This window comes from Microbispora sp. H10836, from assembly GCF_012999525.1.
Classification (GTDB): Bacteria; Actinomycetota; Actinomycetes; order Streptosporangiales; family Streptosporangiaceae; genus Microbispora.
In genome coordinates, this window is sequence record NZ_JABBWU010000026.1 from 1 (window position 1) to 20529 (window position 20529).

At 71.6% G+C, this 20529-nt stretch carries 24 protein-coding genes and 1 tRNA gene; 16 read left to right on the forward strand and 9 right to left on the reverse strand.

Translation table 11 applies throughout. The features are described from left to right. The 8 genes from HHX30_RS34350 to HHX30_RS34385 all read left to right on the forward strand — a co-directional run. Window positions 1–583: GntR family transcriptional regulator (locus HHX30_RS34350; RefSeq protein ID WP_169987508.1), on the forward strand; the 583-nt coding region annotated here is incomplete at its 5' end. Window positions 584–707: 124 nt separating this feature from the next. Further along, on the forward strand, window positions 708–1139 hold the full coding sequence (locus tag HHX30_RS34355; RefSeq protein WP_169987510.1) for a plasmid replication, integration and excision activator: 432 nt from the start codon (window positions 708–710) through the stop codon (window positions 1137–1139). Beyond that, complete coding sequence (locus HHX30_RS34360) at window positions 1139–1468, forward strand: hypothetical protein (protein WP_169987512.1); 330 nt, start codon at window positions 1139–1141, stop codon at window positions 1466–1468. Before HHX30_RS34355 ends, HHX30_RS34360 begins: the two co-directional genes overlap by 1 nt. 87 nt (window positions 1469–1555) lie before the next feature. Beyond that, complete coding sequence (locus HHX30_RS34365; RefSeq protein WP_169987515.1) at window positions 1556–2995, forward strand: FtsK/SpoIIIE domain-containing protein; 1440 nt, start codon at window positions 1556–1558, stop codon at window positions 2993–2995. Further along, window positions 2982–3143 carry a hypothetical protein gene (locus tag HHX30_RS34370; protein ID WP_169987517.1) on the forward strand — a complete coding sequence of 54 codons (162 nt, stop codon included), beginning with the start codon at window positions 2982–2984 and terminating at the stop codon, window positions 3141–3143. Before HHX30_RS34365 ends, HHX30_RS34370 begins: the two co-directional genes overlap by 14 nt. Before the next feature lie 38 nt (window positions 3144–3181). After that, window positions 3182–4756, forward strand: coding sequence for a replication initiator (locus HHX30_RS34375; protein ID WP_211593091.1), 1575 nt, complete (start codon window positions 3182–3184; stop codon window positions 4754–4756). Next, window positions 4753–4941 (forward strand): AlpA family transcriptional regulator, encoded by a 189-nt coding sequence (locus HHX30_RS34380; RefSeq protein WP_076435042.1) that lies wholly within the window; start codon window positions 4753–4755, stop codon window positions 4939–4941. Before HHX30_RS34375 ends, HHX30_RS34380 begins: the two co-directional genes overlap by 4 nt. Then, window positions 4938–6320 carry a tyrosine-type recombinase/integrase gene (locus HHX30_RS34385; RefSeq protein WP_169987520.1) on the forward strand — a complete coding sequence of 461 codons (1383 nt, stop codon included), beginning with the start codon at window positions 4938–4940 and terminating at the stop codon, window positions 6318–6320. The genes HHX30_RS34380 and HHX30_RS34385 overlap by 4 nt, the downstream gene beginning before the upstream one ends. Before the next feature lie 254 nt (window positions 6321–6574). On the opposite strand, the gene HHX30_RS34390 is transcribed toward HHX30_RS34385, so the two are convergent. After that, a tRNA-Arg gene (locus HHX30_RS34390) sits at window positions 6575–6648 on the reverse strand. Between the two features lie 105 nt (window positions 6649–6753). After that, window positions 6754–7692, reverse strand: coding sequence for an alpha/beta fold hydrolase (locus tag HHX30_RS34395; protein ID WP_169987522.1), 939 nt, complete (start codon window positions 7690–7692; stop codon window positions 6754–6756). Window positions 7693–7859: 167 nt separating this feature from the next. Here HHX30_RS34395 and HHX30_RS34400 point away from each other — a divergent pair, with 167 nt between their 5' ends. From HHX30_RS34400 to HHX30_RS34435, 8 genes are all read left to right on the forward strand, one after another. Beyond that, window positions 7860–8669, forward strand: a complete 810-nt coding sequence (locus tag HHX30_RS34400) for a phosphotransferase (RefSeq protein ID WP_169987524.1) — start codon at window positions 7860–7862, stop codon at window positions 8667–8669. 41 nt (window positions 8670–8710) lie between these two features. After that, on the forward strand, window positions 8711–9664 hold the full coding sequence (locus HHX30_RS34405; RefSeq protein ID WP_169987692.1) for a cobalamin biosynthesis protein: 954 nt from the start codon (window positions 8711–8713) through the stop codon (window positions 9662–9664). Beyond that, window positions 9664–9810, forward strand: a complete 147-nt coding sequence (locus HHX30_RS34410; protein WP_169987526.1) for a hypothetical protein — start codon at window positions 9664–9666, stop codon at window positions 9808–9810. Before HHX30_RS34405 ends, HHX30_RS34410 begins: the two co-directional genes overlap by 1 nt. 10 nt (window positions 9811–9820) lie before the next feature. Beyond that, window positions 9821–10204, forward strand: a complete 384-nt coding sequence (locus HHX30_RS34415) for a thiol-disulfide oxidoreductase DCC family protein (RefSeq protein ID WP_169987528.1) — start codon at window positions 9821–9823, stop codon at window positions 10202–10204. Between the two features lie 92 nt (window positions 10205–10296). Continuing rightward, window positions 10297–11205 carry an ABC transporter ATP-binding protein gene (locus HHX30_RS34420; protein ID WP_169987530.1) on the forward strand — a complete coding sequence of 303 codons (909 nt, stop codon included), beginning with the start codon at window positions 10297–10299 and terminating at the stop codon, window positions 11203–11205. Beyond that, window positions 11186–11986 (forward strand): ABC transporter permease subunit, encoded by an 801-nt coding sequence (locus HHX30_RS34425; RefSeq protein ID WP_169987532.1) that lies wholly within the window; start codon window positions 11186–11188, stop codon window positions 11984–11986. The genes HHX30_RS34420 and HHX30_RS34425 overlap by 20 nt, the downstream gene beginning before the upstream one ends. After that, a complete protein-coding gene (locus HHX30_RS34430) occupies window positions 11986–13038 on the forward strand; it encodes a CdaR family transcriptional regulator (protein ID WP_169987534.1) in 1053 nt (350 codons plus the stop codon). Before HHX30_RS34425 ends, HHX30_RS34430 begins: the two co-directional genes overlap by 1 nt. A 181-nt stretch (window positions 13039–13219) precedes the next feature. Further along, window positions 13220–14449, forward strand: a complete 1230-nt coding sequence (locus tag HHX30_RS34435) for a glycosyltransferase (protein ID WP_169987536.1) — start codon at window positions 13220–13222, stop codon at window positions 14447–14449. Here the strand turns inward: HHX30_RS34435 and HHX30_RS34440 are convergent. The 7 genes from HHX30_RS34440 to HHX30_RS34470 all read right to left on the reverse strand — a co-directional run bounded on the left by HHX30_RS34440 (window position 14439) and on the right by HHX30_RS34470 (window position 20529). Then, window positions 14439–15401: a quinone oxidoreductase gene (locus HHX30_RS34440; protein ID WP_169987538.1), complete on the reverse strand. Its 963-nt coding sequence runs from the start codon at window positions 15399–15401 to the stop codon at window positions 14439–14441. The genes HHX30_RS34435 and HHX30_RS34440 overlap by 11 nt on opposite strands. Window positions 15402–15483: 82 nt before the next feature. Beyond that, window positions 15484–16554 carry a zinc-binding alcohol dehydrogenase family protein gene (locus HHX30_RS34445; RefSeq protein WP_211593079.1) on the reverse strand — a complete coding sequence of 357 codons (1071 nt, stop codon included), beginning with the start codon at window positions 16552–16554 and terminating at the stop codon, window positions 15484–15486. A gap of 133 nt (window positions 16555–16687) precedes the next feature. Beyond that, window positions 16688–17041, reverse strand: coding sequence for a helix-turn-helix domain-containing protein (locus HHX30_RS34450; protein WP_311922988.1), 354 nt, complete (start codon window positions 17039–17041; stop codon window positions 16688–16690). A 24-nt stretch (window positions 17042–17065) separates the two neighbouring features. Next, entirely contained in the window at window positions 17066–17746 is a 681-nt protein-coding gene (locus HHX30_RS34455; protein WP_169987540.1) for an HAD family phosphatase, read from the reverse strand. Beyond that, window positions 17736–18818: an ABC transporter ATP-binding protein gene (locus HHX30_RS34460; RefSeq protein ID WP_169987542.1), complete on the reverse strand. Its 1083-nt coding sequence runs from the start codon at window positions 18816–18818 to the stop codon at window positions 17736–17738. Before HHX30_RS34460 ends, HHX30_RS34455 begins: the two co-directional genes overlap by 11 nt. Continuing rightward, entirely contained in the window at window positions 18815–19705 is an 891-nt protein-coding gene (locus tag HHX30_RS34465) for an ABC transporter permease (RefSeq protein WP_169987544.1), read from the reverse strand. Before HHX30_RS34465 ends, HHX30_RS34460 begins: the two co-directional genes overlap by 4 nt. Further along, window positions 19693–20529, reverse strand: coding sequence for an ABC transporter permease (locus HHX30_RS34470; protein WP_311922989.1), 837 nt, complete (start codon window positions 20527–20529; stop codon window positions 19693–19695). The genes HHX30_RS34465 and HHX30_RS34470 overlap by 13 nt, the downstream gene beginning before the upstream one ends.

Genomic DNA, 20529 nt, shown 5'->3' on the forward strand with positions numbered 1-20529 from the left:
CCGCACCACCGTTGTGCGGGCGCTTCAGACCCTTGCCATGCAAGGCTGGATTGAGCGCGAGCACGGCCGCGGCTCGTTCGTGAAGGGCCGCCCGGAAAGCCCGGCCGAGCGGGTACGGCCCGGCCTGTCGACGGCTGAGCATCCCGAGAGCGCCGAGGACCTCGTCAGCGTTGCCCGGGTGCCGGCCCCCCGGCACGTCGCCAGGCTGATGGGTGTTGACGAGCGAACCCCCGTGATCGCCCGCAACCGCGTGACCAGGCAAGGTGACCGGGTCTCGGCGGCCGAGACTCTGTGGTTCCCCCTGGAGATCGCCCTCGGCACCGACCTGGACAAGTCCGATCCGCTGCGGCATGGCGTCCGGCAACATCTCCAGGCGGTCAAGCATCTGCGGATCGACCACGTCACCGAACGCCTGACCGCGCGGAAGCCGACTAAGGAGGAAGCCGAACTCCTCGGCTCCTCGTCCTCGGTGCTCGGCGTGCTGGCGACCGTGCATGACCCGGCGGGGAGCGTGCTCCTGGTGCTGAGCGTGGCCCTGCCCGGTGACCTGTACGAGCTTGAGGATGTCTATCAGGTGAGCTAAGTCTTACCCCGCTCGTCTCGCTCGGTTACTTGTGCGGACGAGTAGGCAAGACTTACAGTAGAACTCAGTCGGACAAGTGGACGAGCGGTTGAGCTGCTCGTGCCCGAGAAAAGGAATCAAGCACATGGCCATCGCAGGACCCATCCCGATCGCCTTTGAACACGTCTTCCCGCACGGCTGCTACCTCGTGGGGGAGGTGGAGCAGGTCAAGGACTTCACCGCCTCGACCGGCGGGCGCACCGTGTTCGCCAAGGACAAGACCACCGGCGAACTGGTCTGGCAGGTCGCCGTCATGGACGCCGACCCAGCCGCCAAGATCGCCCAGAAGACGGTCGCGGTGAAGATCATCGCCCCGGTGCAGCCGGTCCCGCCGACCCCCACGCCCGGCCTGCCCATCACGCCGGTCGAGTTCGAGGGGATGACGGTCACGCCGTACGTCCACCAGACCACCGGGCGCCTGGCCTACTCCCTCCGTGCGAGGAGCATGCGCGCTCCCCGCACCGGGGCCAGCTCGGCCAAGCAGACCGGCGCGGCCGGTAAGGAGGTGGCGGCCTGATGCTCCGCGACCCCTACACCTACGTCACGCTGTCGCTCAGCCCCGGCGCTCCCGCGAACGTCGGCATCTCGTTCTACTCGCCTGAGCTGCGGGCCGGGGCCTCGGTCCTGGACTCCGGGCGGCCCTACTTCGCCATCACCAGCCCGAGCGTGGACGTGACGGTCTCGACCACCGCGGCCGGGCCGGTCACCCCCAGGGATGTCGAGATCGCCCGGCAGATCTTCCAGGCCGCCTCGCGCTACCTCGCCGAGTGCGAGCGCCTGGTCAACCAGCAGCCGGCCGACTCCGATCAACTCGCCCTTCCCGGCGTCGACGGCTCGGCGGCCTGACACGCAAGCGGGGCCGCTGGAAGCGGGAACTTCCGGCGGCCCCTCGGATCTCCCACGCACGCCAATGCTTGAGAGGACTCCAGCCTAATGCTGAGAAGACTGCCCGGAGACGAGGCACGTAACCTCGTCTCCACCACCCCGGACACGGCCGTCGTCTTCCGCCCGGCCGTCATGCAAACCCCCGCCATCGTCACCATCGTGATCTGGCTGGCCCGCCTCCTGCGCGGGCTGGTCCGGACGCTCTGGCGTCACCCGATCGCCTGCACCGCCGCCCTGGCCCCGGCTGTGGTCACCCTCGTCTACGGGTGGCGGATGACGGTAGTCCTGGCCGGTTTCCTGCCCACGGTGGGCCTGTCGTGGGTGCTGCTGGAGCGGGATTCGTTCCTGCGCGTGGTCGGCTGGCCGCTGCTGGCCTGGTGGCGCCTGGTCTGGGTCTACCGGCGGCACTGGCAACCCGTGATGATCGTCTCCGGTCTCGGTCGGCACCTGCGCGGCCGGGACTACCTGCCCCGCCTGGTCAAGGTCACCTGCACATCCTGGGCCGACCTGGTCACCGTGAAGATGCTCAACGGGCAGGCGGTCAAGGACTGGACCGACCGGGCCGACCACCTCGCGCACGGTTTCGGCGCTCGAAGTTGCCGGGTGTCGATCGCGCGGGCTGGTCGCCTCGTGCTGACCCTGCCCCGGCATGACCCCCTCGCCGAGCCGTTGCCCGCCATCCCCATTCCCGAGGCTTCTTCGGTGGGGCCGGTTGAGATCGGCCGGTGCGAAGACGGTACCCCGTACCGGCTCAAGGTCCACGGCACGCATGTGCTGATCGCGGGCGCGACCGGCGCGGGCAAAGGCTCCTACCTGTGGAGTGCCATCCGCGGCCTGCTCCCCGCGATGCGGGCGGGCCTGGTTCAGGTCTGGGCGCTGGATCCCAAGCGGATGGAGCTGTCCTTCGGCCGGGCGCTGTTCGGCACCCGCTACGCCGCCACCCCCGCCGAGTGCGCCGACCTGCTTGAGGCGGCCGTGTCGGTGATGCAGGAGCGGGCCGACCGATTCGGTGGCAACCAGCGCTCCCACACACCTACCGTGGCGGACCCCTTCGTCCTGGTCGTCGTCGACGAGGTCGCCTTCCTGACCGCCTACCAGTCCGACAAGGGCCTCCGCGAGCGGACCAAAGCAGCCCTCGCCACGCTCACCACCCAAGGCCGCGCGGTCGGTGTCGGCGTCATGGCCGCACTGCAGGACCCGCGCAAGGAGGTCATGAACATCCGCAACCTGTTCCCCGACAAGATCGCGCTCCGGCTGGACGAGTCGGAACAGGTGGACATGGTCCTCGGCGACGGCGCACGGGACCGGGGCGCGCTCGCTGACCACATCTCACCCGTCCCGGAGCTGGGCGCGGGGATCGGCTACGTCCGGCTCGAAACCTCACCCGACCCGATTCGCGTGCGCGCGGCCTACGTCTCCGATGAGGACATTCGCACCATGGTCGCCATCTTCTCGACTGGCAGGGCGGGGGCGCATGCCCGTGGTTGAGATCTCCCACCTTCTCGACGAGCTCACCTGCGCGGCCTGCGGCACCCGCAACGCGCTGTGGCTCTACCCCGTCCGGGGCGTCATCGAGTGCCGCGAGTGCGGCGAGAAGGCAATCGTGATCGTCGAGCCCTCCGGCGGTGACCAGTGACAGTCGCCAATGACAGGGCCACCCCTCGCGCCGTCCGCATGGCGATGCCGCTGGCCCGGGGCGTCGTCGAGGAGATCGCCAAGCAGTACGGCGTGTGCATCCGCCCGGTTCCGCTGCGGCGACAGGACATCCTCACCGGTCAGGTTGAGGTGATCGACGTGCCGTGCGGGGCGACGCTGGAGAGCAAGTGCCCGCCGTGCGCCAAGCGGAATCGCCAGTTGCGGCGGGCGCAGTGCCGGGAGGGCTGGCACCTGGAAGCCGAGCCGGTGAACCTCCCGGACAACGCTGATGAGTATCAGCGCCATCTCGTGGAGTTGCGGGCCGACGCTCAGACATGGCGGGATGAGGTGGAGAAGGCCGGCGGCGACACCACCGACCTGGACGCCGCGATCGTGGAGCTGGACGAGGAGATCAACAGGGCGGGGATGCGCGGCAACGTCCTCGGCCGCACCTCCGGAAAGCGCGCGCGCTCGACCAAGCGGCGGCAGGACGCTCCGGATCTGCCCAAGCGGCAGATGACGAAGAGCACGTTGGGGCGGACCTTCACCGGCTCGGACGGCAAGGTCTACCGGCCGTCGATGTTCGTCACCCTGACCCTGCCGTCCTATGGGCGGGTGCTGGAGGGTGCTCCCGTCGACCCTGATCGGTACGACTACGGCCGGGCGGCCCGCGACGCGCTGCACTTCTCCAAGCTCGTGGACCGCTTCGTGCAGAACCTCCGCCGCGTGGCGGGCTACGACGTGCAGTACTTCGCCACCGTCGAACCTCAAAAGCGGCTCGCACCACACCTGCATATGGCGATCCGCGGCACCCTTCCGCGTGCGGAGCTGCGGCAGATCATCGCGGCCACGTACCACCAAGTGTGGTGGCCGTCCACTGATGTCGTGCGGTTCGAGGGGGACCACCTGCCGGTCTGGGAGGACGGGGCCGGCTACCTCGACCCCGACACCGGAGAGGTCCTGCCGACCTGGGAACAGGCCCTCGACCGGCTCGATGTCGACGACGAGGCCGAACCCCTGCATGTGCTCCGCTTTGGCGACCAGCTCGACATTCAGAGCGTGCTCGCAGGAACGCCGGACGCCGACCAGCTCATTCAGTACCTCTCGAAGTACCTGACCAAGTCCCTCGGCGACGCCCTCGGCACCGACGACCCACGCCGCAAGGCCCACGCGGAACGACTGCTTGACGCTCTGCGGTTCGAGCCGTGCGCGCCGACCTGCCTGAACTGGCTGCGGTACGGCGTGCAGCCCAAGGGCGCCAAGCCGGGGATGGCCCCCGGCCGGTGCAAGGGCAAGGCGCACAAGCCCGATCACCTCGGCTACGCGGGGCGGCGCGTGCTCGTGTCGCGGAAGTGGTCCAACAAGACCCTCACGGAGCACAAGCAGGACCGGCGTACCTGGGTCCTGGAAGCCCTCGGCCTGCCTGACGAGCCGGTCGACCCCCACCGCTACATCTGGCGACCGGTCAAACCCGGTGATCCCGACCTGGCCCCGATCGGCGTCCGGCTCCTGCGGTCGGTCCACGAACGCCAGCGCTGGCGCAACCACCTCGACCGGCTCCAGGCCGAGGCAGAGGGACAAGTTCTTTCGGCAACTGAAGGGAGGGCGGCATGAGAAAGGACGACAAGCTGATGACGGTCCCCGAGATCCTCGACGAACTCGGCGTGTCCGTCCGCACCTTCTACCGCTGGCGCGAGATTGGCAAGGCACCCCAGGGCTTCAAGCTTCCCAATGGCGAGATTCGCATCTACCGCAGCGAATTCGCCGCCTGGTTGGAAAGCCTCCGGGAGGCGGCGTGAACCCGACCTACAACGTGAAGTTCTGGGAGATCCGCGCGAACAAGACTTCCCAGGGGCCGGGGAAGCCGAAGCGGGTCGTCTCGCACACTGTGCGGTGGACAGTGGACACCCGCGAGAAGTCCGCGACGTTCCGCACGAAGGGCCTGGCCGAAAGCTACCTGTCAGACCTGCGGCAGGCCGCCAAGCGCGGGGAAGCTTTCGACCTTGAGACCGGGCTCCCCGAATCGATGGTCAAGGCGAAGAACGCTCGCACGTGGTTCGCCTTCGCCGTCGCCTACGTCGAGACCCGCTGGCCTCACTCGGCGGCCAAGAGCCGGGAGGGCATGACAGATGCGCTGTCCAACGTCACGCCCGTGCTCACCAGCGACCGGCCAGGCCGACCCGATGACGAGACTCTGCGGCGCGCTCTCCGAGAGTTCGCGTTCCTGCCGGCCGACCGTCGTCCGGCTCCTACGCCTGAGATCGCGGGCGCGCTGCGCTGGCTGGAAGCGGCTTCGTTGCCTCTCACTGCCTTGGAGGACGCCAAGCATGCACGGGCGGCCCTGGAGGCGCTCGCGCTCCTCCTCGACGGTTCTGCGGCGGCGGCCTCGACCTACCGGCGTAAGCGGGCCGTGTTCCATCACGCCCTGGACTACGCCGTAGAGCTGGAAGAGCTTTCGGCAAATCCACTCGACCGGGTGAAGCTACGCCGTCCCAAGTCGACGGATGAGATCGATCGGCGCGCGGTGGTGAATCCCGCCCAGGCGCGCGAGTTGCTGACGGCCGTGACCTACTGCGGCCGGACGCGGGGGCCGATGCTGGCCGCGATGTTCGCCTGCCTGTACTTCGGCGGTCTGCGACCGGCTGAGGCGGCTGGGCTGCGTGAGAAGGACTGTCACCTTCCCGAATCCGGCTGGGGCCTGCTCACCCTGGAGAAGACCAAGCCGCAGAGCAACAAGCGCTTCACCGACTCGGGCAAGACCCACGACGATCGCGGGCTCAAGCACCGGGGCGAGAAGGGCACGCGGCAGGTACCGATCCCGCCCGAACTGGTCGCCATTCTCCGCGAGCACATCGGGCGGCACGGCGTCGGTGACGACGGACGGCTCTTCCGTACGAGGACGGGTGGTCTCATCTCCGGCTCGGCCTACTCGAAGGTCTGGAAGGAGGCACGGAGCTACGCCTTCACGCCCGAGCAGGTCGCCTCTCCTCTCGCTGCCCGGCCGTACGACCTGCGCCACGCGGCCGTCTCGCTGTGGCTGAATGCGGGAGTCCACGCACCGGAAGCCGCAGAGCGGGCCGGCCATGGCATAGACGTGATGCTCAGGGTGTACGCCAAGTGCATCGACGGTCAACGCGACGTCGCCAATCAGCGGATCATGGAAGCTCTCGCCGGATGAGGCGACACGAGCACGTATCGACGAAGGGTCTCGGTCCACGCCGAGGCCCTTCGGCGTGTTCCGGGAGGCTCGGAATCGTTCCGGAAGTTGGCGGAATCCGCCTGGCGACCTGCGGAAACGCGGCCAAGATCATTCCGGATATGTTCCGGGAGGGGCCGCCTGGGGCTGCATCTGGTGGCGTCCGGCTGCATCCTCGGCGACAGCCCGATCATGTGAAGGGCCAGCTCAGAGGGCATCTGGGCTGGATTGGGGAGCGCGCCCTGAGGGATTCGAACCCCCGACCGTCGGATTAGAAGTCCGATGCTCTATCCAGCTGAGCTAAGGGCGCTCGTGCCTAATTCTGCATGATCCGGGGACCTGGTACACACCCGGTTTCCCGGATATGACCCGGACCACGGCTCGCGCGGGCCTCCGAGCCTGGTGGCCGTGCCCGTCAAGGAGCCGCCCGGCCTGGGCCGACATCGCTCTGGCGCCGGCCCGTGCCCTCTGGGTGAGGAGCCGAGCGGGTGCCCCTGACCGGACTGTCGCGGAGGAAGGCCAGTATGGGTTCCGCGTGCCCGCGCAGGCCGTGCGGGGCGTCGGGGAGGTAGCGGAGCGTGGCGTGCCGCACCAGGTGACGCATTCGGCGCTCGGTGTCGCGCGAGTCGAGCATGACGTCCCGGCCGCCGAGGATCACCAGCACCGGCATCGTCAGGCCGCCGAGGGCGTCGTCGCCGAACACCGGCAGTCTCTGCCTGCGTGGCCTGAAGTGCCGGGAGATCTGGGTCGCGTAGTCGAGATACGCCGCAAGACGCGCATCCGGCGTCGCGCCGCCCATGACCATGGTGAGCAGGCGGCGCCGTCCCCGCTCGCCGAACGGGAGCAGGAACAGCGCCTTGACCGCGAAGCCCGCCTTCTGCCGGCCGATACCGCCCGGGGACAGCAGTGCGAGCCGCTCGACCCGGCCGGGGCGCCGGATGGCGTAGTCCACGGCGAGCCAGCCGCCAAGCGAGGCTCCCACCAGTGACACCCGCGACAGTCCCAGCCCCTCCAGCACGTCGTCCAGCCACAGCGCGTACGCCTCGGAGCCCAGCGGGGGACGTGAGGGAGCGCTCAGGCCCGGCTCGCCGATCAGGTCGACGGCGTAGACGCGGAAATGCGGCGCCCAGGTGGCGACGTCGCCCAGCCACATCACGCAGGTCGTGCTGGATCCGTGCAGCAGGAGCAGCGGTGGGGCCTGCGGAGGGCCGGAGGCGATCACGAAGGTCTCACCCTCCCTGGTCGGGATCCGCAGGCGCTCGCTCGGGACCGGCCAGCGGGTCAGGAGCTCCTGGTGTCGCTCGCGCAGCTCGCGCTCGCCCTCGCTGGTGACGTAGATGCCGGTGGCAGTCATGCCCGTCTTCCCTCCCTAAAATTCCCTACAAGACATTAATAGGGAAGGTTGCAGAAGTATAGGGAGTTTCTCGCTGGATGGACGGTTGTCCGGGTGGCGAGACGTTTTCCCGTACTTCATGCTTTCGGGCGGAAATTTGATCGCCTACGGGACTAAAATCCAGCGCCATGTCCGTACGCGAGATCCCACTCATCGGAGACGTCTCCGAGGGGGTCGTGCGGGTGGGGGCGACCGTACGGCGGCCGATGCGGCCCTCGTCGCCTGCCGTCCACGCGCTGCTGCGGCATCTGGAGGCCGTGGGGTTCGACGGTGCGCCCCGGTTCCTCGGGACCGACGAGCGGGGCAGGGCGATCCTCACGTACGTCGAGGGCGTGGTGCCCGCGCACCCCCTGCCGGCGTACGCGGTGAGCGACGAGGCGCTGACGGCGGTGGCCCGGCTGCTGCGGAGCTTCCACGACGCGGCGGCGTCGTTCCGCCCGCCTCCCGGCGCGATCTGGGATGACGGCTCGGGGGCCGAGGGCCCCATCGAGCTCGTGGGCCACTGCGACGTCACGCCGGCCAACGTCGTCTTCCGGAGGACGGCGCGGGGACTCCTGCCGTACGCACTGATCGACTTCGACCTGGCCAGACCGACGACGCGACTGTTCGACGTGGTCACCACGGTGCGGCACTGGGCCCCGCTCGCCGACCCGGTGGACCGCGACCCGCTGCAGCGGTCCCTGGACGCGGCGGCCCGCGTCCGGCTGTTCTGCGACGCGTACGGCCTGTCCGCGCGAGACCGGCTCATGCTGGTGGAGACGGCCAGGATCCGGTTCGGCCGCTCCTACACGCTCATGCGGGACCGGGCCCGGACGCTCGGCGGAGGCTGGGCGCGCATGTGGGCCGGCGGCGCGGGCGGGCGGATCAGGCGTGCCGCCGCCTGGCTCGACGCCAACGAGGACGCGATCCAGAGCCGCCTCCTCGCCCCCGCCCCTTGAGCCCCGGCGGCGTACGGCAGAATGCGTGGGTGACCCGGATCATGGACGGTGCCACGGCGGCGGGGCTGCTCGCCGGGGCCGCGATCGACGCCGCGGTGGGCGATCCCCGGCGGGGTCATCCGGTGGCGGTGTTCGGAAGCCGGGCCGCTGCCCTCGAAACGCGCATATATCGGGACTCGCGGTTAGCCGGCGTGGCCTACACAGCCGTCTGCGTGGGCGCCGCCACGGCCACCGGGGTCATCGCGGAGCGGTTGACCCGGTCGAGCCCGCTCGCGCGGGCCGTGGTCACCGCCGCCGCCACCTGGGCGGTGCTCGGCGGCACGACGCTGGGCAGGGAGGGCGCGCTGATGGCCCAATCGCTGAAGGAGGGCGACCTGGCCGCCGCCCGCGCGCGTCTCCCGCATCTGTGCGGGCGTGACCCGTCCGGGCTGGACGCGGCGGAGCTCGCGCGGGGCACGGTCGAGTCCATCGCGGAGAACACCTCGGACGCCGTCGTCGCCCCGCTCGTGTGGGGCGCGGTCTTCGGGGTGCCCGGCCTGCTCGGCTACCGCGCGGTCAACACGCTCGACGCGATGGTGGGCCACCGGTCGCCGCGCTACGCGAGGTTCGGCTGGGCCTCCGCCCGGCTGGACGACGTGGCCAACTACCTGCCGGCCCGGCTGACCGCCCTGCTCACGGCGGGCCTCGCCGGTCTGGTCGGCGGTTCCCCGCGCCGCGCCGCGGCCGTTCTCGCACGGGACGGGCACCGCCATCCGAGCCCCAACTCCGGACGCTGCGAGGCGGCGTTCGCCGGCGCCCTCGGCGTACGTCTCGGCGGGGCGAACGACTACGGCGGCAGGGTGGAGCACCGCCCGGAGCTGGGCGACGGCCCCCGCCCCGCCGTCTCCGACATCCCCAGGTCCGTACGGCTGGCGCGCGCGGTGTCCTACGCGTCGGTCGGCCTGGCCGTCGCCGCCCGGCTCGCCCTCACCCGGAACCGCCGAAGGGATCGATGATGAGCGCACTCGTCCTGCTGCTGGTCCTCGCGGTCGTCTTCAGTCTCACGGTCGCGGTGATCCTGATCGTCGTGCTGGCGGTGCGCGCGTCGCGACGGCCCGCGCCGCCGCCACGAGACCGGAATGATCCGTCCCAGGATTGGTAGGTTCGACGGCATGGGCCGAGAAAGCGGAGAAAACCGGGTTCTGCTGGTCTTCGACGGCGACTGCGCCTTCTGCCAGACGTGCGTGAACGCGGGGCACCGGTTCCTGCCGTACATGCCCGCCGTACGGGCCTGGCAGGGCCTCGACCTCGGCGCGGCGGGCCTGACGCGCGAGGAGGTCATGACGTCCGTGCAGCTCCTCGGCCCGGACGGGCTGCGGGCCCACGGTGCGCGCGCCGTCGCGCTGATCCTCGCCCTGCAGCCGGTCGTGGCCTGGCGCGCGGCCGGCCGGGTGATGCTGACGCCGCCGGTGAGCTGGCTCGCCGAGGCGGGCTACCGGCTGGTCTCCCGCTACCGCCACCTCCTGCCCGGCTCCACCACCTGCGGCACGTCCTGACCTCCGCTTTGCCGAAGGTGGGAACGAAGAAGACCGGCAAGTGTCCGGAAGCGGGCATACCCCGCGCCTGACGGGAGCGCCACCATTGCGGCATGACAGCAGTGGTGGAGACCGAAGGACTGACGAAGTTCTACGGTACGAGACGGGGCCTCGAGGACCTCACCCTCGAAATCCGGCCGGGCGAGGTCTTCGGTTACCTGGGCCCCAACGGCGCCGGCAAGACGACGACGATCCGGCTGCTCCTCGACGTGATCCGGCCGACGTCCGGCCGGGCGACCGTCCTCGGCGCCGGCACCCGTGATCCGCGCGTACGCGCCCGGATCGGCTACCTCCCGGGCGAGCTGGCCCTGGAGGGCAGGGAGCGGGCCCGCGACTATCTGCAGTTCCTCGCCGACGTACGCGGCGGGGTGAGCCGCGGCAGGATCGACGAACTGGCCGAGCGGCTCGACGCCGACCTGTCCGTCAGGATGGGGGAGTTGTCGAAGGGCAACAAGCAGAAGGTCGGCCTCATCCAGGCGTTCATGCACGAGCCCGAACTGCTCATCCTGGACGAGCCGACGAGCGGGCTCGACCCGCTGGTGCAGCAGGAGTTCCTGGCCATGGTCCGGGAGGCGCGCACGGCCGGCCACACGATCCTGATGTCGTCGCACGTGCTCGCCGAGGTGGAGCACGTGGCCGACCGGGTGGGCATCGTGCGCGCGGGCCGCCTCGTCGCGGTCGAGGACATCGCCGCGCTGCGCGAGCGGGCCGTACGGCACGTGGAGCTCCACTTCGACGCGCCGGTCCCGAGGGAGTCGTTCGAGGGGCTCCCGGGCGTACGCGACGTGGTCGTCCAGGGGGCGAGCCTGCGCTGCACGATCGACGGCAGGCCCGATGCGCTGATCAAGGCGGCGGCCGGCTACACCGTGGTCCACATGGTCAGCGCGGAGCCGGACCTCGAGGAGATCTTCCTGACCTACTACAGCGAGGAGGAGGGCCGCCATGCCCACGCTGGTGCGTAAGAGCCTCGGAGAGTACCGCCGCGCCCTCATCGGGTGGACGGTCGGGCTGTGCGCGTTCCTCGGGATGTACATCTCGATCTTCGCGAGCATGATGAACGACCCCGAGACGTTCAGCAAGCAGGCCATCGCCAAGTATCCCGGCGCGTTCAGGGACCTGATGGGCGGCATGTCCGACATCGCGACCGGGCGCGGCTATCTGCAGGCGGTCGCCTACCAGCTCCTCGGTCCGCTGCTGTTCACCATGTGCGCCGCGATCCTCGGCAACCGGGCCATCGCCGGCCCGGAGGAGGCCAAGACGCTGGAGCTCACGCTGACGCTGCCGATCGACCGCAGGCGGCTGCTCCTGGAGCGCTGGGCCGCGCTGGCGCTCGGCCTGCTCGCCGTCGCGCTGGTGACGCTGGCCGTCGCCGCCGGGGCCTCGTCCGCCGCTCACATGGACGTGCCGTTCGGCAGCATCCTCGCCGCGCACACCGGGCTGTTCCTGCTCGTGCTGTTCTTCGGGACGCTGACGCTGTGCGTGGGCGCGGCGTTCGGGCGCAAGCAGATCGCGCTCGCCGTGGTCGGCGTCTGGGGCGTCGCCGGGTACATCGTGGAGACCATGGGCAGGAGCATCGACGCGATCTCCTGGCTGCGCTGGATCTCGCCCCTCCACTACTACCTCGACGGCAGGCCGCTCTATCAGGGCTGGCCGTACGGTGACTACCTTGTGCTGCTGGGTGCGACGGCCGTCCTCCTCATGACGGCGCTGCTCGCCTTCGAACGGCGTGACGTAGGAGTCTGATGGACAGCGTTCTCGCTCGCGTGAGCGAGGCGACCGGGGTGCCCGCCGACTTACTCGGCGGGTTCCTGTCGGTTCTGGCCGCGTCGGCCGCCACCGGCAGGCTGCCCGGCCGCGCCGACATGGACGGCCTGCGCGAGTGCGGCGCCCTCGCCGCCGAGCGCGGCATCCCGCTGCGGGTGCTCGCCGACGCCTGCCTGCACGCCGCCGAGATCACCGCCGGCGGGGCGTTCGGCGCCGTACGCCGCGGCATGGCCGCCTACATCGAGGGGTACGAGGAGGCCCAGCGCGCCGCCCTCCGGCAGGAGGAGGAGGCCCGCCGCCTGTTCGTCGACGACCTGCTGCAGGGCAGGGCGGACGCCGAACGTGCCGAGCACTTCGGCCTGCGGCTCGCCGGGGCGTACGTCGTGACCGTGGTGAGGCCGGGCGCTCCGGTGGCGCCGGGCGACCCGCTGGCGGCGCGGGTCGAGCAGGCACTGGTGGCGAGGTTCGGCTCGCACAACATCCTGGTCGCCGTCCGCGACGGCCTGCTGGTGTGCGTGGCCCCGGGCGCGCTGACCGCCGCGAGCGGCGAGTTCACCCACCACGTACGCTCCGCGCTCACGGACTGGCGGGCCGGGGTGGGCCGCCCCCACCAGGGCCCCGGCGGCATCGTCACCTCCTACCGGGAAGCGGTCAACGCGATCGACCTCGGCGAGCGGCTCGGCCTGCGGGCCCAGGTGCTGAAGGCGGCCGACCTGCTGGTCTTCCCGGTGCTGCTGCGGGACAGGGAGGCGATCGTGGACCTCGTCTCCACCGTGCTCGGACCGCTGACCTCCGCCCGCGGGGGGCCCGAGGCGCTACTGGAGACGCTGGAGGCCGTCTTCGCCTCCCAGGGCAACCACACGGCGGCCGCGCGCAGGCTCGGCGTCAGCACCCGGGCGATCACCTACCGGCTGGAGCGGATCCGGAGGCTGACCGGCTTCTCGCCGAGCGACCCCACGCAGCGGTTCACGCTGGAGACGGCCGTGCTCGGGGCCCGCCTCCTGGAGTGGCCGGCCCACCCGCTGACCTGATCGAACCCCCGAGCAAGTCCCCGCCACTTTCAACGTATAGGCGGCGGGGGGACTTGTGGCAAGGCCCCGGTGACGCCGCAGAATCGGAGGCCGTCAGCCGGACCGCCCCGGTGCGGGACTTCGGCCGCGGGCGGGTTCACGTTCGCCATGCCGTCATAGGGGCCGTCACAGGGGAGTGCACATGCGCGTGCTTCTGTCCACGATCGGAACGCGGGGGGAGGTCCAGCCGATGGTGGCGCTGGCCATGGCGTTGCGGGAACTCGGGCATGAGGCCCGCCTGTGCGTGCCCCCCGACTTCCGCGGCTGGATCGAGGGCCTGGGATTTCCCGTCGTGCCCATCGGGCCCGAGCTGCGCCGGACCGCGTCGGCCGCCCCACGGGCGCAGGCCCCGCCCACGCCCGAGCAGCGCCGGCGGATGATCGAAGGCACGGTCGCCGTCCAGTTCGCCACGATCCCCGCGGCGGCCGAGGGCTGCGACGTCATCGTGGGTGGCGGAGCCATGTCGATGGCCGCGCACTCGGTGGCGGAGCAGCTGGGGATCGGCTACGTGTACGTGAGCTACTGCCCGGTCACCCTGCCGTCACCGCACCACGCGCCCGTGCCCGTCTGGGGGCAGGCGACGGCCGGCGCGACGGCGGGTAACCGCGCGCTCTGGGCCGAGGACGCGCGGCGCTGGAACGACACCGTGGGCGCCGCGCTCAACGTCCACCGGGCCTCGGCCGGCCTGGCCGCGGTGGCGGACACGCGTGGCCACATGTTCACCGACCGGCCGTGGCTGGCCGCCGACCCGACGCTCGCGCCCTGGCCCGAGCCCGCCGACATCGGCGTCGTGCGGACGGGCGCCTGCATCCTGCCGGACCGGCGCCCGCTGCCGCCGGAGCTGGAGAGGTTCCTCGACGACGGCGAGCCGCCCGTCTGCGTCGGCTTCGGCAGCGTCCGCGCTCCCCGGGACATCGCGCGGGCGACGGCCGAGGCGGCCCGCGCGCTCGGTCGCCGCGTGGTCGTGCTCCGCGGCTGGGCCGGCCTGTCCCCGGCGGACGACGGACCCGACTGCCTGGCGATCGACGAGGTCGACCAGCAGGCGCTCTTCCCCCGGGTCGCCGCCGTCGTCCACCACGGCGGCGCGGGCACCACGACCGCCGCCGCGCTGGCCGGGACGCCGCAGGTCGTCCTGCCGCAGCACTACGACCAGCACTACTGGGCGGGTCGGGTCGGCGACCTCGGGATCGGGGTCGCGCACCCGCCCGCCGCACCGACCGCCGAGTCGCTGACCGCGGCTCTCGGCCGGGTCCTCCACCCCGATGTGGCCGCCCGCGCCGGAACCGTCGCGGGCGAGGTGCGCACCGACGGCGCCGCGGTCGCGGCGCGACGTCTGGCCGTCATGGCCGCCGAGCGGACGTTCAGGGCATGAGCAGCAGCTTGCCGGTCGTCCGCCTGGCTTCCAGGTCGTCGTGGGCGCGCCGGGCCTCGGCGAGCGGGTAGCGCTGGGAGACGTGCACCTTCAGCGCGCCGGAGGCGACCCAGCCGAGCAGGTCGTCCGCCCGCGACAGCAACTCCTCGCGGGTGGCCGTGTAGTGCGCGAGCGTGGGCCGCGTCAGGAACAGCGAGCCGCCCGCGTTGAGCCGCTGCGGGTCGAAGGGCGGGACGGGCCCGCTGGCCGCGCCGTACAACGCCATCATGCCGCGCGGCCGCAGCGACGCGAGCGACCCGTCGAACGTGGCGGCGCCGACCCCGTCGTAGACGACGTGCACCCCGGCGCCGTCGGTGATCTCCTGCACGGCCTCGGGGAAGCCCTCGTAGCCGACGACCTCGTCGGCGCCCGCCTGCCGGGCGAGCTTCTCCTTCTCGGCGCTGGAGACCGTGCCGATGACGCGGGCGCCGCGCAGCTTGGCCATCTGGACGAGCAGCAGGCCCACGCCGCCGGCCGCCGCGTGCACGAGCACGTCGTCACCCGCCCGGATCGCGTACGTGGAGTGGGTCAGGTAGTGCGCGGTCAGCCCCTGGAGCAGCACCGCCGCCGCCAGGTCCGGCGACAACCCGTCGGGCAGCCGGATCGCCTTGTCCGCCGGGACCACGGCCTTGGTCGCGTACGCACCGGTTGCGCTCGCGGAGACGACGCGGTCGCCGGGCACGACGTCGGTCACCCCCGGCCCGACGGCCGTGACGGTCCCGGCCGCCTCCGAGCCCGGGATCAGCGGCAGCGGCAGGGGATAACGGCCCTCGCGGTGGTAGACGTCGATGAAGTTGACGCCCGTCGCCGCGACCTCGACCAGCACCTCACCGGGGCCGGGCTCGGGGTCGGGCCGCTCGGTGTACTCCAGCACCGAGGAATCACCGTACGCGGGGACGACGATGGCATGCATGCGCGGCTCCTGTCTGGTCTCTTCTGAATGCCACTAACCGGCCGCTCCCCGGAGGTTGTTCCCGGGCCCGGTACGGCGGGCCTCAGAAACCGGTCGGGGTGATCTTGCCGATCGCGGTGCCCGACTCGAGGATGCGGTGGGCCTCGCGCAGGTTGGCGGCGTTGACCGGGCCGAGGTCCAGGTTGGCGGTGGTCGTGACGACCCCGGCGTCGACGAGCCGCGCGACCCGGTCGAGGATGCGGTGCTGGTTCACCTGGTTCGGGGTCCCGAACAGCGAGTGGGTGAACATGAGCTCCCAGTGGAAGGCGATGCTCTTCGACTTGAGCACGCCGATGTCGAGGGAGTCGTGGTCGTCGATGGCGACGATCCGGCCGAAGGGGGTGAGCGCCTCGGCGTAGGCCGCGAGGTTGCGGTCGGTGCCGGTCGTGCTGAAGACGAAGTCCACGCCGCCCGGCGCGACCTCGGCCAGCTGCTTGGCCAGCGGGGCGCGGTGGTCCACCACGTGGTGGGCGCCCATCCGGCGGGCGAACTCCACGGTCTCCGGCCGGGAGGCCGTGCCGATCACGGTCAGCCCGGTCAGGGCGCGCGCGAGCTGCACGACGATGGAGCCGACGCCGCCCGCGGCCGCGGTCACCAGCAGCGTCCCGGTCTGGTCGAGAGCGTCGCCGCGCAGGCCCAGGCGCTCGAACAGGCCCTCCCAGGCCGTGAGGGAGGTCAGCGGCAGCGCGGCGGCCTCGGTGAAGGACAGCGTGGCGGGTTTGTGGCCGGCGATGCGCTCGTCGACGACGTGGAAGCGGGAGTTCGCGCCGGGCCGGTCGATCGCGCCGGCGTAGTAGACCTCGTCGCCGACCTCGAAGAGCTCCACCTCGCCGCCCACGGCGACCACGGTGCCGGCGGCGTCCCAGCCGAGCACCTTGGGTTCGCCGCCCGGATCGCTGTTGCGCCGGACCTTGTAGTCCACCGGGTTCACGGCGACGGCCTCGACCCGGACCAGCAGGTCGCGCGGGCCGGGCTCGGGCACCGGCAGCTCGACGTCCAGGAGGCTGTCCGGGTCGTCGACGGGAAGGCTGCGCCGATAGGCGACGGCGGGCATGACGGCGGGCATGACGGCGGGCATGACGGCGGGCACGGTCGTGCTCGGGTACTCACTCATGATGGTCCTCCCACACACAGAGGCGGCCGGCGCGGATCGCACGGCGGCGCGGTGACTGTGGGACGGTACCCGCCGGAGCGTGGTTACCCGCAAGGGACACGAGTACCCGATGGGAACCATCGAGGTGGGGGGACTAGCCGGAGCCGGGGAAGCGGTCGATGTTGCGCTCCACCCACGTCCGCAGGTGGGCGAGCGGGACGTTGGCGTCCCTGCCGAGCGGGGTGAGGCTGTATTCCACGCGCAGCGGCACCTCCGGATACACCTCGCGGTGGACGAGGCCGTGGTCTTCCAGGCGGCGCAGGGTCTGGGTGAGCACCTTGGGGCTGACGCCCTGGAGGCGGGCGCGCAGTGCGCCGAAACGCTGCGGCCCGTCCTCCATGGCGCCCAGGGCCAGCGCGCTCCACTTGTTGGCCAGCAGGTCGAGCATGTCGCGGCACGGGCAGGCGGCGGAGTAGACGTCCTTGGGATCATCGCAAACGGTCTTCACAGTGCGAAGATATCCAAAAGGTACTTATGGCCCTGGGGTGATCGCCCCCGGAGGGGAGACCAACCGGCGCAGCAGCGGCAGGTCGACGCTTTCCAGCGTCGGCACGGCCGTCACGCCGCTGCCGCCCAGGAGGCCGACCGCGATGACGGCGCACCCGGCGGCCCGGGCCGAGGCGACGCCCGTCGGGCTGTCCTCGATCGCCACGCACGCGGCGGGGTCGACGCCGAGCCGCGCCGCGGCGGCCAGGTACGGGTCGGGCGCCGGCTTGTTCCTGGCGCTGTCCCCGGCGGCCACCGACAGCCGGAAGCGGTGCCCGCCGACGGTCTCCAGCACCAGGTCCACGACCGGCCGGGGGGACGCGCTGACCAGCCCGGCCGGGATCCCGGCCGCGCGCAGGGCCTCCAGCAGCGCGACCGCGCCGGGGAGCGTGGTCACCCCGCTTTCGAGCCGGACGGTGAACGCGTCCGTCAGCATGGCCTCGACGGCTAGCGCCCCGGGACCCCCGGTGGTGTCCAGGGCGGCTGTGATGTGCAGGGCGGCGTCCTCGACCGACAGGCCGTACAACTCCTCCCGGTCGGCCTCCCCGAGAGGGGAGCCCAGGCCGTCCGCGACCTCCACGCAGGCGTCCCACCACAGGCCTTCGGTGTCCACCAGCGTGCCGTCCATGTCGAACAGCACCGCCGCCGGGCGCTCTCTAGACGACATCGGGTTCGGGGACCGCCGCCGCGGCTCCGGCCTCCGGACGGGCCGACACGAGCACGGGCCGCTCGACGAGCCCGACGCGTACGGCGGTGCCGGGCGCGAAGCGCGCGGAGTCGTGCCCGGGCACGTCGGCCAGCACCTCGTCGCCGTCCCCCAGGCGGACCCGTAGACGGGCGGTGGAGCCGCGGAACGACGACACCATGACGATCCCGTCGCCCTCGCCGTCGGGGGTGACCAGCACGGCCTCGGGCCGTACGAGCACGTCCACCCGCGCGGTGTCCGGGGACGGCCCCTCCACCGGCAGCGTCTGGCCGAGGACCGTGACCCGGTCGCCCGACACCAGGCCGGGCAGGTGGTTCATCGCCCCGACGAACTCGGCGACGAACGGGGTGGCCGGCCGGTCGTACAACGTGGCGGGGTCGGCGACCTGCTCCAGGCGGCCCTCGCGCAGCACGGCGACCCGGTCGGCCATCGACAGCGCCTCCTCCTGGTCGTGCGTCACGAAGATCGTCGTGATGCCGAGGGACAGCTGCAGGCGGCGGATCTCCTCGCGCAGCGTGACCCGCACCTTGGCGTCGAGCGCCGACAGCGGCTCGTCCAGCAGCAGCACCCTGGGCTCCAGGGCGAGCGCGCGGGCCAGCGCCACGCGCTGCTGCTGACCGCCGGACAGCTGATGGGGGTAACGGTCGCCGACCGAGGGCAGGCCGACCAGCTCCAGCAGTTCCTGCGCGCGGGCGTGCCTCTTGGCGGCGGGCGCCTTGCGCACCCGCAAGCCGAAGCCCACGTTGTCCCGCGCGTTGAGGTTGGGGAAGAGGCTGTAGGACTGGAAGACCATGCCGGCGTCGCGCCGGTTGGCCGGCACGCGCGTGATGTCGGCGCCGTCCACCAGGACCTCGCCCTCGTCGGGCTGCTCGAAGCCGGCCAGGCAGCGCAGCGCGGTCGTCTTGCCGCACCCCGACGGACCGAGCAGCGCGATCAGCTCGCCCGGCTCCACCGTGAGGTCGAGCCCGTCCAGCGCGACCGTGCTGCCGAACCGCCGCCGCAGGCCGCGGAACTCGACCCGGGCGCCGTTCATGATCCACTCCTTTGCCTCGCGCCGGCGGACGACAGGGCGAGCAGCAGCAGCCAGGTGATCAGCAGGCTGAACACCGAGACGGCCACCGACACCTGCGCCTGTGAGCCGGAGATCCGGTAGATCCAGTTGGGGAAGGTCTCGAAGCTGAGCAGCCGGGCGATGGTGAACTCCCCGAGCACCAGCGCCAGCGTGAGGAACGACGCGCTGGCCATCGCCGACCGCATGTTCGGGATGATCACCCGCAGCAGCACGTGGGGCCACGACGCCCCGAGGTTCCTGGCCGCCTCCGTAAGCGTGCGCACGTCGATCGCGCCCAGGCCCGCGTCGAGCGAGCGGTAGGCGAACGGCAGTGCCAGCACGACGTAGGCGAGCACGAGCACCACCGGGAAGCCGGGGTTCTGCAGCGCGATGATCGTCTGGTAGAAGGGCGTGCTCGCCAGGTAGTCCGGCCCCCACCGAAGCACCGTGCTGATCCCGGCCACGAACGTGATCGGGGGCACGACCAGCGGCAGCGTGCAGACCACCTCCAGCACCGGCCGCAGCCGCGGCGCGCCGAGCCGTACGGCCACCACGGCGGGCAGCGTCAGCAGCAGCACCAGCGCGATTGTGGCGAGCCCGAGCCCGAGCGACAGCAGGAGGCTGCCGCCGAAGCCCTCGGCCGAGAAGATCTGGCCGTACGCGTCGAGCGAGAAGCCCCGGCCCGGCGCTTTCACCGTGAAGACGAACGACGCGATCAGCGGGACGAGGAAGTAGACGGCGGCGAGCAGGAGGACCACTCCGCGCCACACCCGGGGACGCCGGGGCCGGCCGCCGCCGCGCGCGGGCACCGTCCCGGGCGTCACCTGTGTGGTGACCTGTGTGGAAACCTGTGGGGTCAGCGAAGCCATCGGGCGCTCCTTCGCTGCAGCGGGAGGTAGACGGCCATGACCAGGCCCGCGACCACGATCATGTCGAGGCTGAGGGCCAGCGCGACGTTCTCGTGGCCGATCAGGACGTTGCCGGTGAGCGCGTCGGCGATCTTCAGCGTGACCAGCGGGACGGTGGACCCGACCATGGCCTGCGCCGTGGCGTAGGCCGAGAACGCGCCGCCGAACAGCAGCACGACCCCGCCGAGCAGCGCCGGGGTCAGCACCGGGATCCCGACGTACCGCCAGAACTGCCAGGTGCTCGCGCCGTTGTTCTGCGCGGCCTCACGCCACTGCGGGCGCAGCCCGTCCAGCGCGGGCACGACCGTGAGCACCTGGAGGGGGATGGAGAAGTACAGGTAGACCAGGGTGAGACCCCAGAAGTTGTACAGGCTCCACCCGTGCTGGCCGAGGCCGAGCGTGGTGGTGACGACGCCCGAGTTGCCGAGCGTGGCGATCCAGGCGAAGGCCAGCGGCACGCCGCCGAAGTTGGCCAGCACGCCGGAGGCGGTCAGCACCGCCTCGCGCAGCGCCCGGAACCTGGAGGTCACCACGGCCTGGGCGAGGAAGGTGCCGAGCACCCCGCCCAGCACCGCCACGAGCGCCGAGATCTTGACGCTCCCGACCAGCGCGGTCAGGTACGCGCCCTGGAGCGACTCGGTGAGGTTGGCGGTGCTGAGCGTGCCCTCCTTGGTGAACGTGCCACCGAGGAGGACCAGCATCGGCACGCCGAAGACGATGACGGCGAAGACCAGCAGCGGCGCGGCCGCCCACCGGCCCTTCGATCGCGTACGGCTGTCGCGCAC

Coding starts and splice junctions, on each gene's coding strand:
- HHX30_RS34455 (WP_169987540.1), bottom strand. CDS start 17,746: ATGTCGTCTAGAGAGCGCCCGGCGGCGGTGCTGTTCGACATGGACGGC.
- HHX30_RS34440 (WP_169987538.1), bottom strand. CDS start 15,401: ATGCATGCCATCGTCGTCCCCGCGTACGGTGATTCCTCGGTGCTGGAG.
- HHX30_RS34405 (WP_169987692.1), top strand. CDS start 8,711: ATGGACGGTGCCACGGCGGCGGGGCTGCTCGCCGGGGCCGCGATCGAC.
- HHX30_RS34355 (WP_169987510.1), top strand. CDS start 708: ATGGCCATCGCAGGACCCATCCCGATCGCCTTTGAACACGTCTTCCCG.
- HHX30_RS34375 (WP_211593091.1), top strand. CDS start 3,182: ATGGCGATGCCGCTGGCCCGGGGCGTCGTCGAGGAGATCGCCAAGCAG.
- HHX30_RS34445 (WP_211593079.1), bottom strand. CDS start 16,554: ATGAGTGAGTACCCGAGCACGACCGTGCCCGCCGTCATGCCCGCCGTC.
- HHX30_RS34410 (WP_169987526.1), top strand. CDS start 9,664: ATGAGCGCACTCGTCCTGCTGCTGGTCCTCGCGGTCGTCTTCAGTCTC.
- HHX30_RS34370 (WP_169987517.1), top strand. CDS start 2,982: ATGCCCGTGGTTGAGATCTCCCACCTTCTCGACGAGCTCACCTGCGCG.
- HHX30_RS34465 (WP_169987544.1), bottom strand. CDS start 19,705: ATGGCTTCGCTGACCCCACAGGTTTCCACACAGGTCACCACACAGGTG.
- HHX30_RS34425 (WP_169987532.1), top strand. CDS start 11,186: ATGCCCACGCTGGTGCGTAAGAGCCTCGGAGAGTACCGCCGCGCCCTC.
- HHX30_RS34460 (WP_169987542.1), bottom strand. CDS start 18,818: ATGAACGGCGCCCGGGTCGAGTTCCGCGGCCTGCGGCGGCGGTTCGGC.
- HHX30_RS34400 (WP_169987524.1), top strand. CDS start 7,860: ATGTCCGTACGCGAGATCCCACTCATCGGAGACGTCTCCGAGGGGGTC.
- HHX30_RS34435 (WP_169987536.1), top strand. CDS start 13,220: ATGCGCGTGCTTCTGTCCACGATCGGAACGCGGGGGGAGGTCCAGCCG.
- HHX30_RS34415 (WP_169987528.1), top strand. CDS start 9,821: ATGGGCCGAGAAAGCGGAGAAAACCGGGTTCTGCTGGTCTTCGACGGC.
- HHX30_RS34380 (WP_076435042.1), top strand. CDS start 4,753: ATGAGAAAGGACGACAAGCTGATGACGGTCCCCGAGATCCTCGACGAA.
- HHX30_RS34365 (WP_169987515.1), top strand. CDS start 1,556: ATGCTGAGAAGACTGCCCGGAGACGAGGCACGTAACCTCGTCTCCACC.
- HHX30_RS34395 (WP_169987522.1), bottom strand. CDS start 7,692: ATGACTGCCACCGGCATCTACGTCACCAGCGAGGGCGAGCGCGAGCTG.
- HHX30_RS34420 (WP_169987530.1), top strand. CDS start 10,297: ATGACAGCAGTGGTGGAGACCGAAGGACTGACGAAGTTCTACGGTACG.
- HHX30_RS34430 (WP_169987534.1), top strand. CDS start 11,986: ATGGACAGCGTTCTCGCTCGCGTGAGCGAGGCGACCGGGGTGCCCGCC.
- HHX30_RS34360 (WP_169987512.1), top strand. CDS start 1,139: ATGCTCCGCGACCCCTACACCTACGTCACGCTGTCGCTCAGCCCCGGC.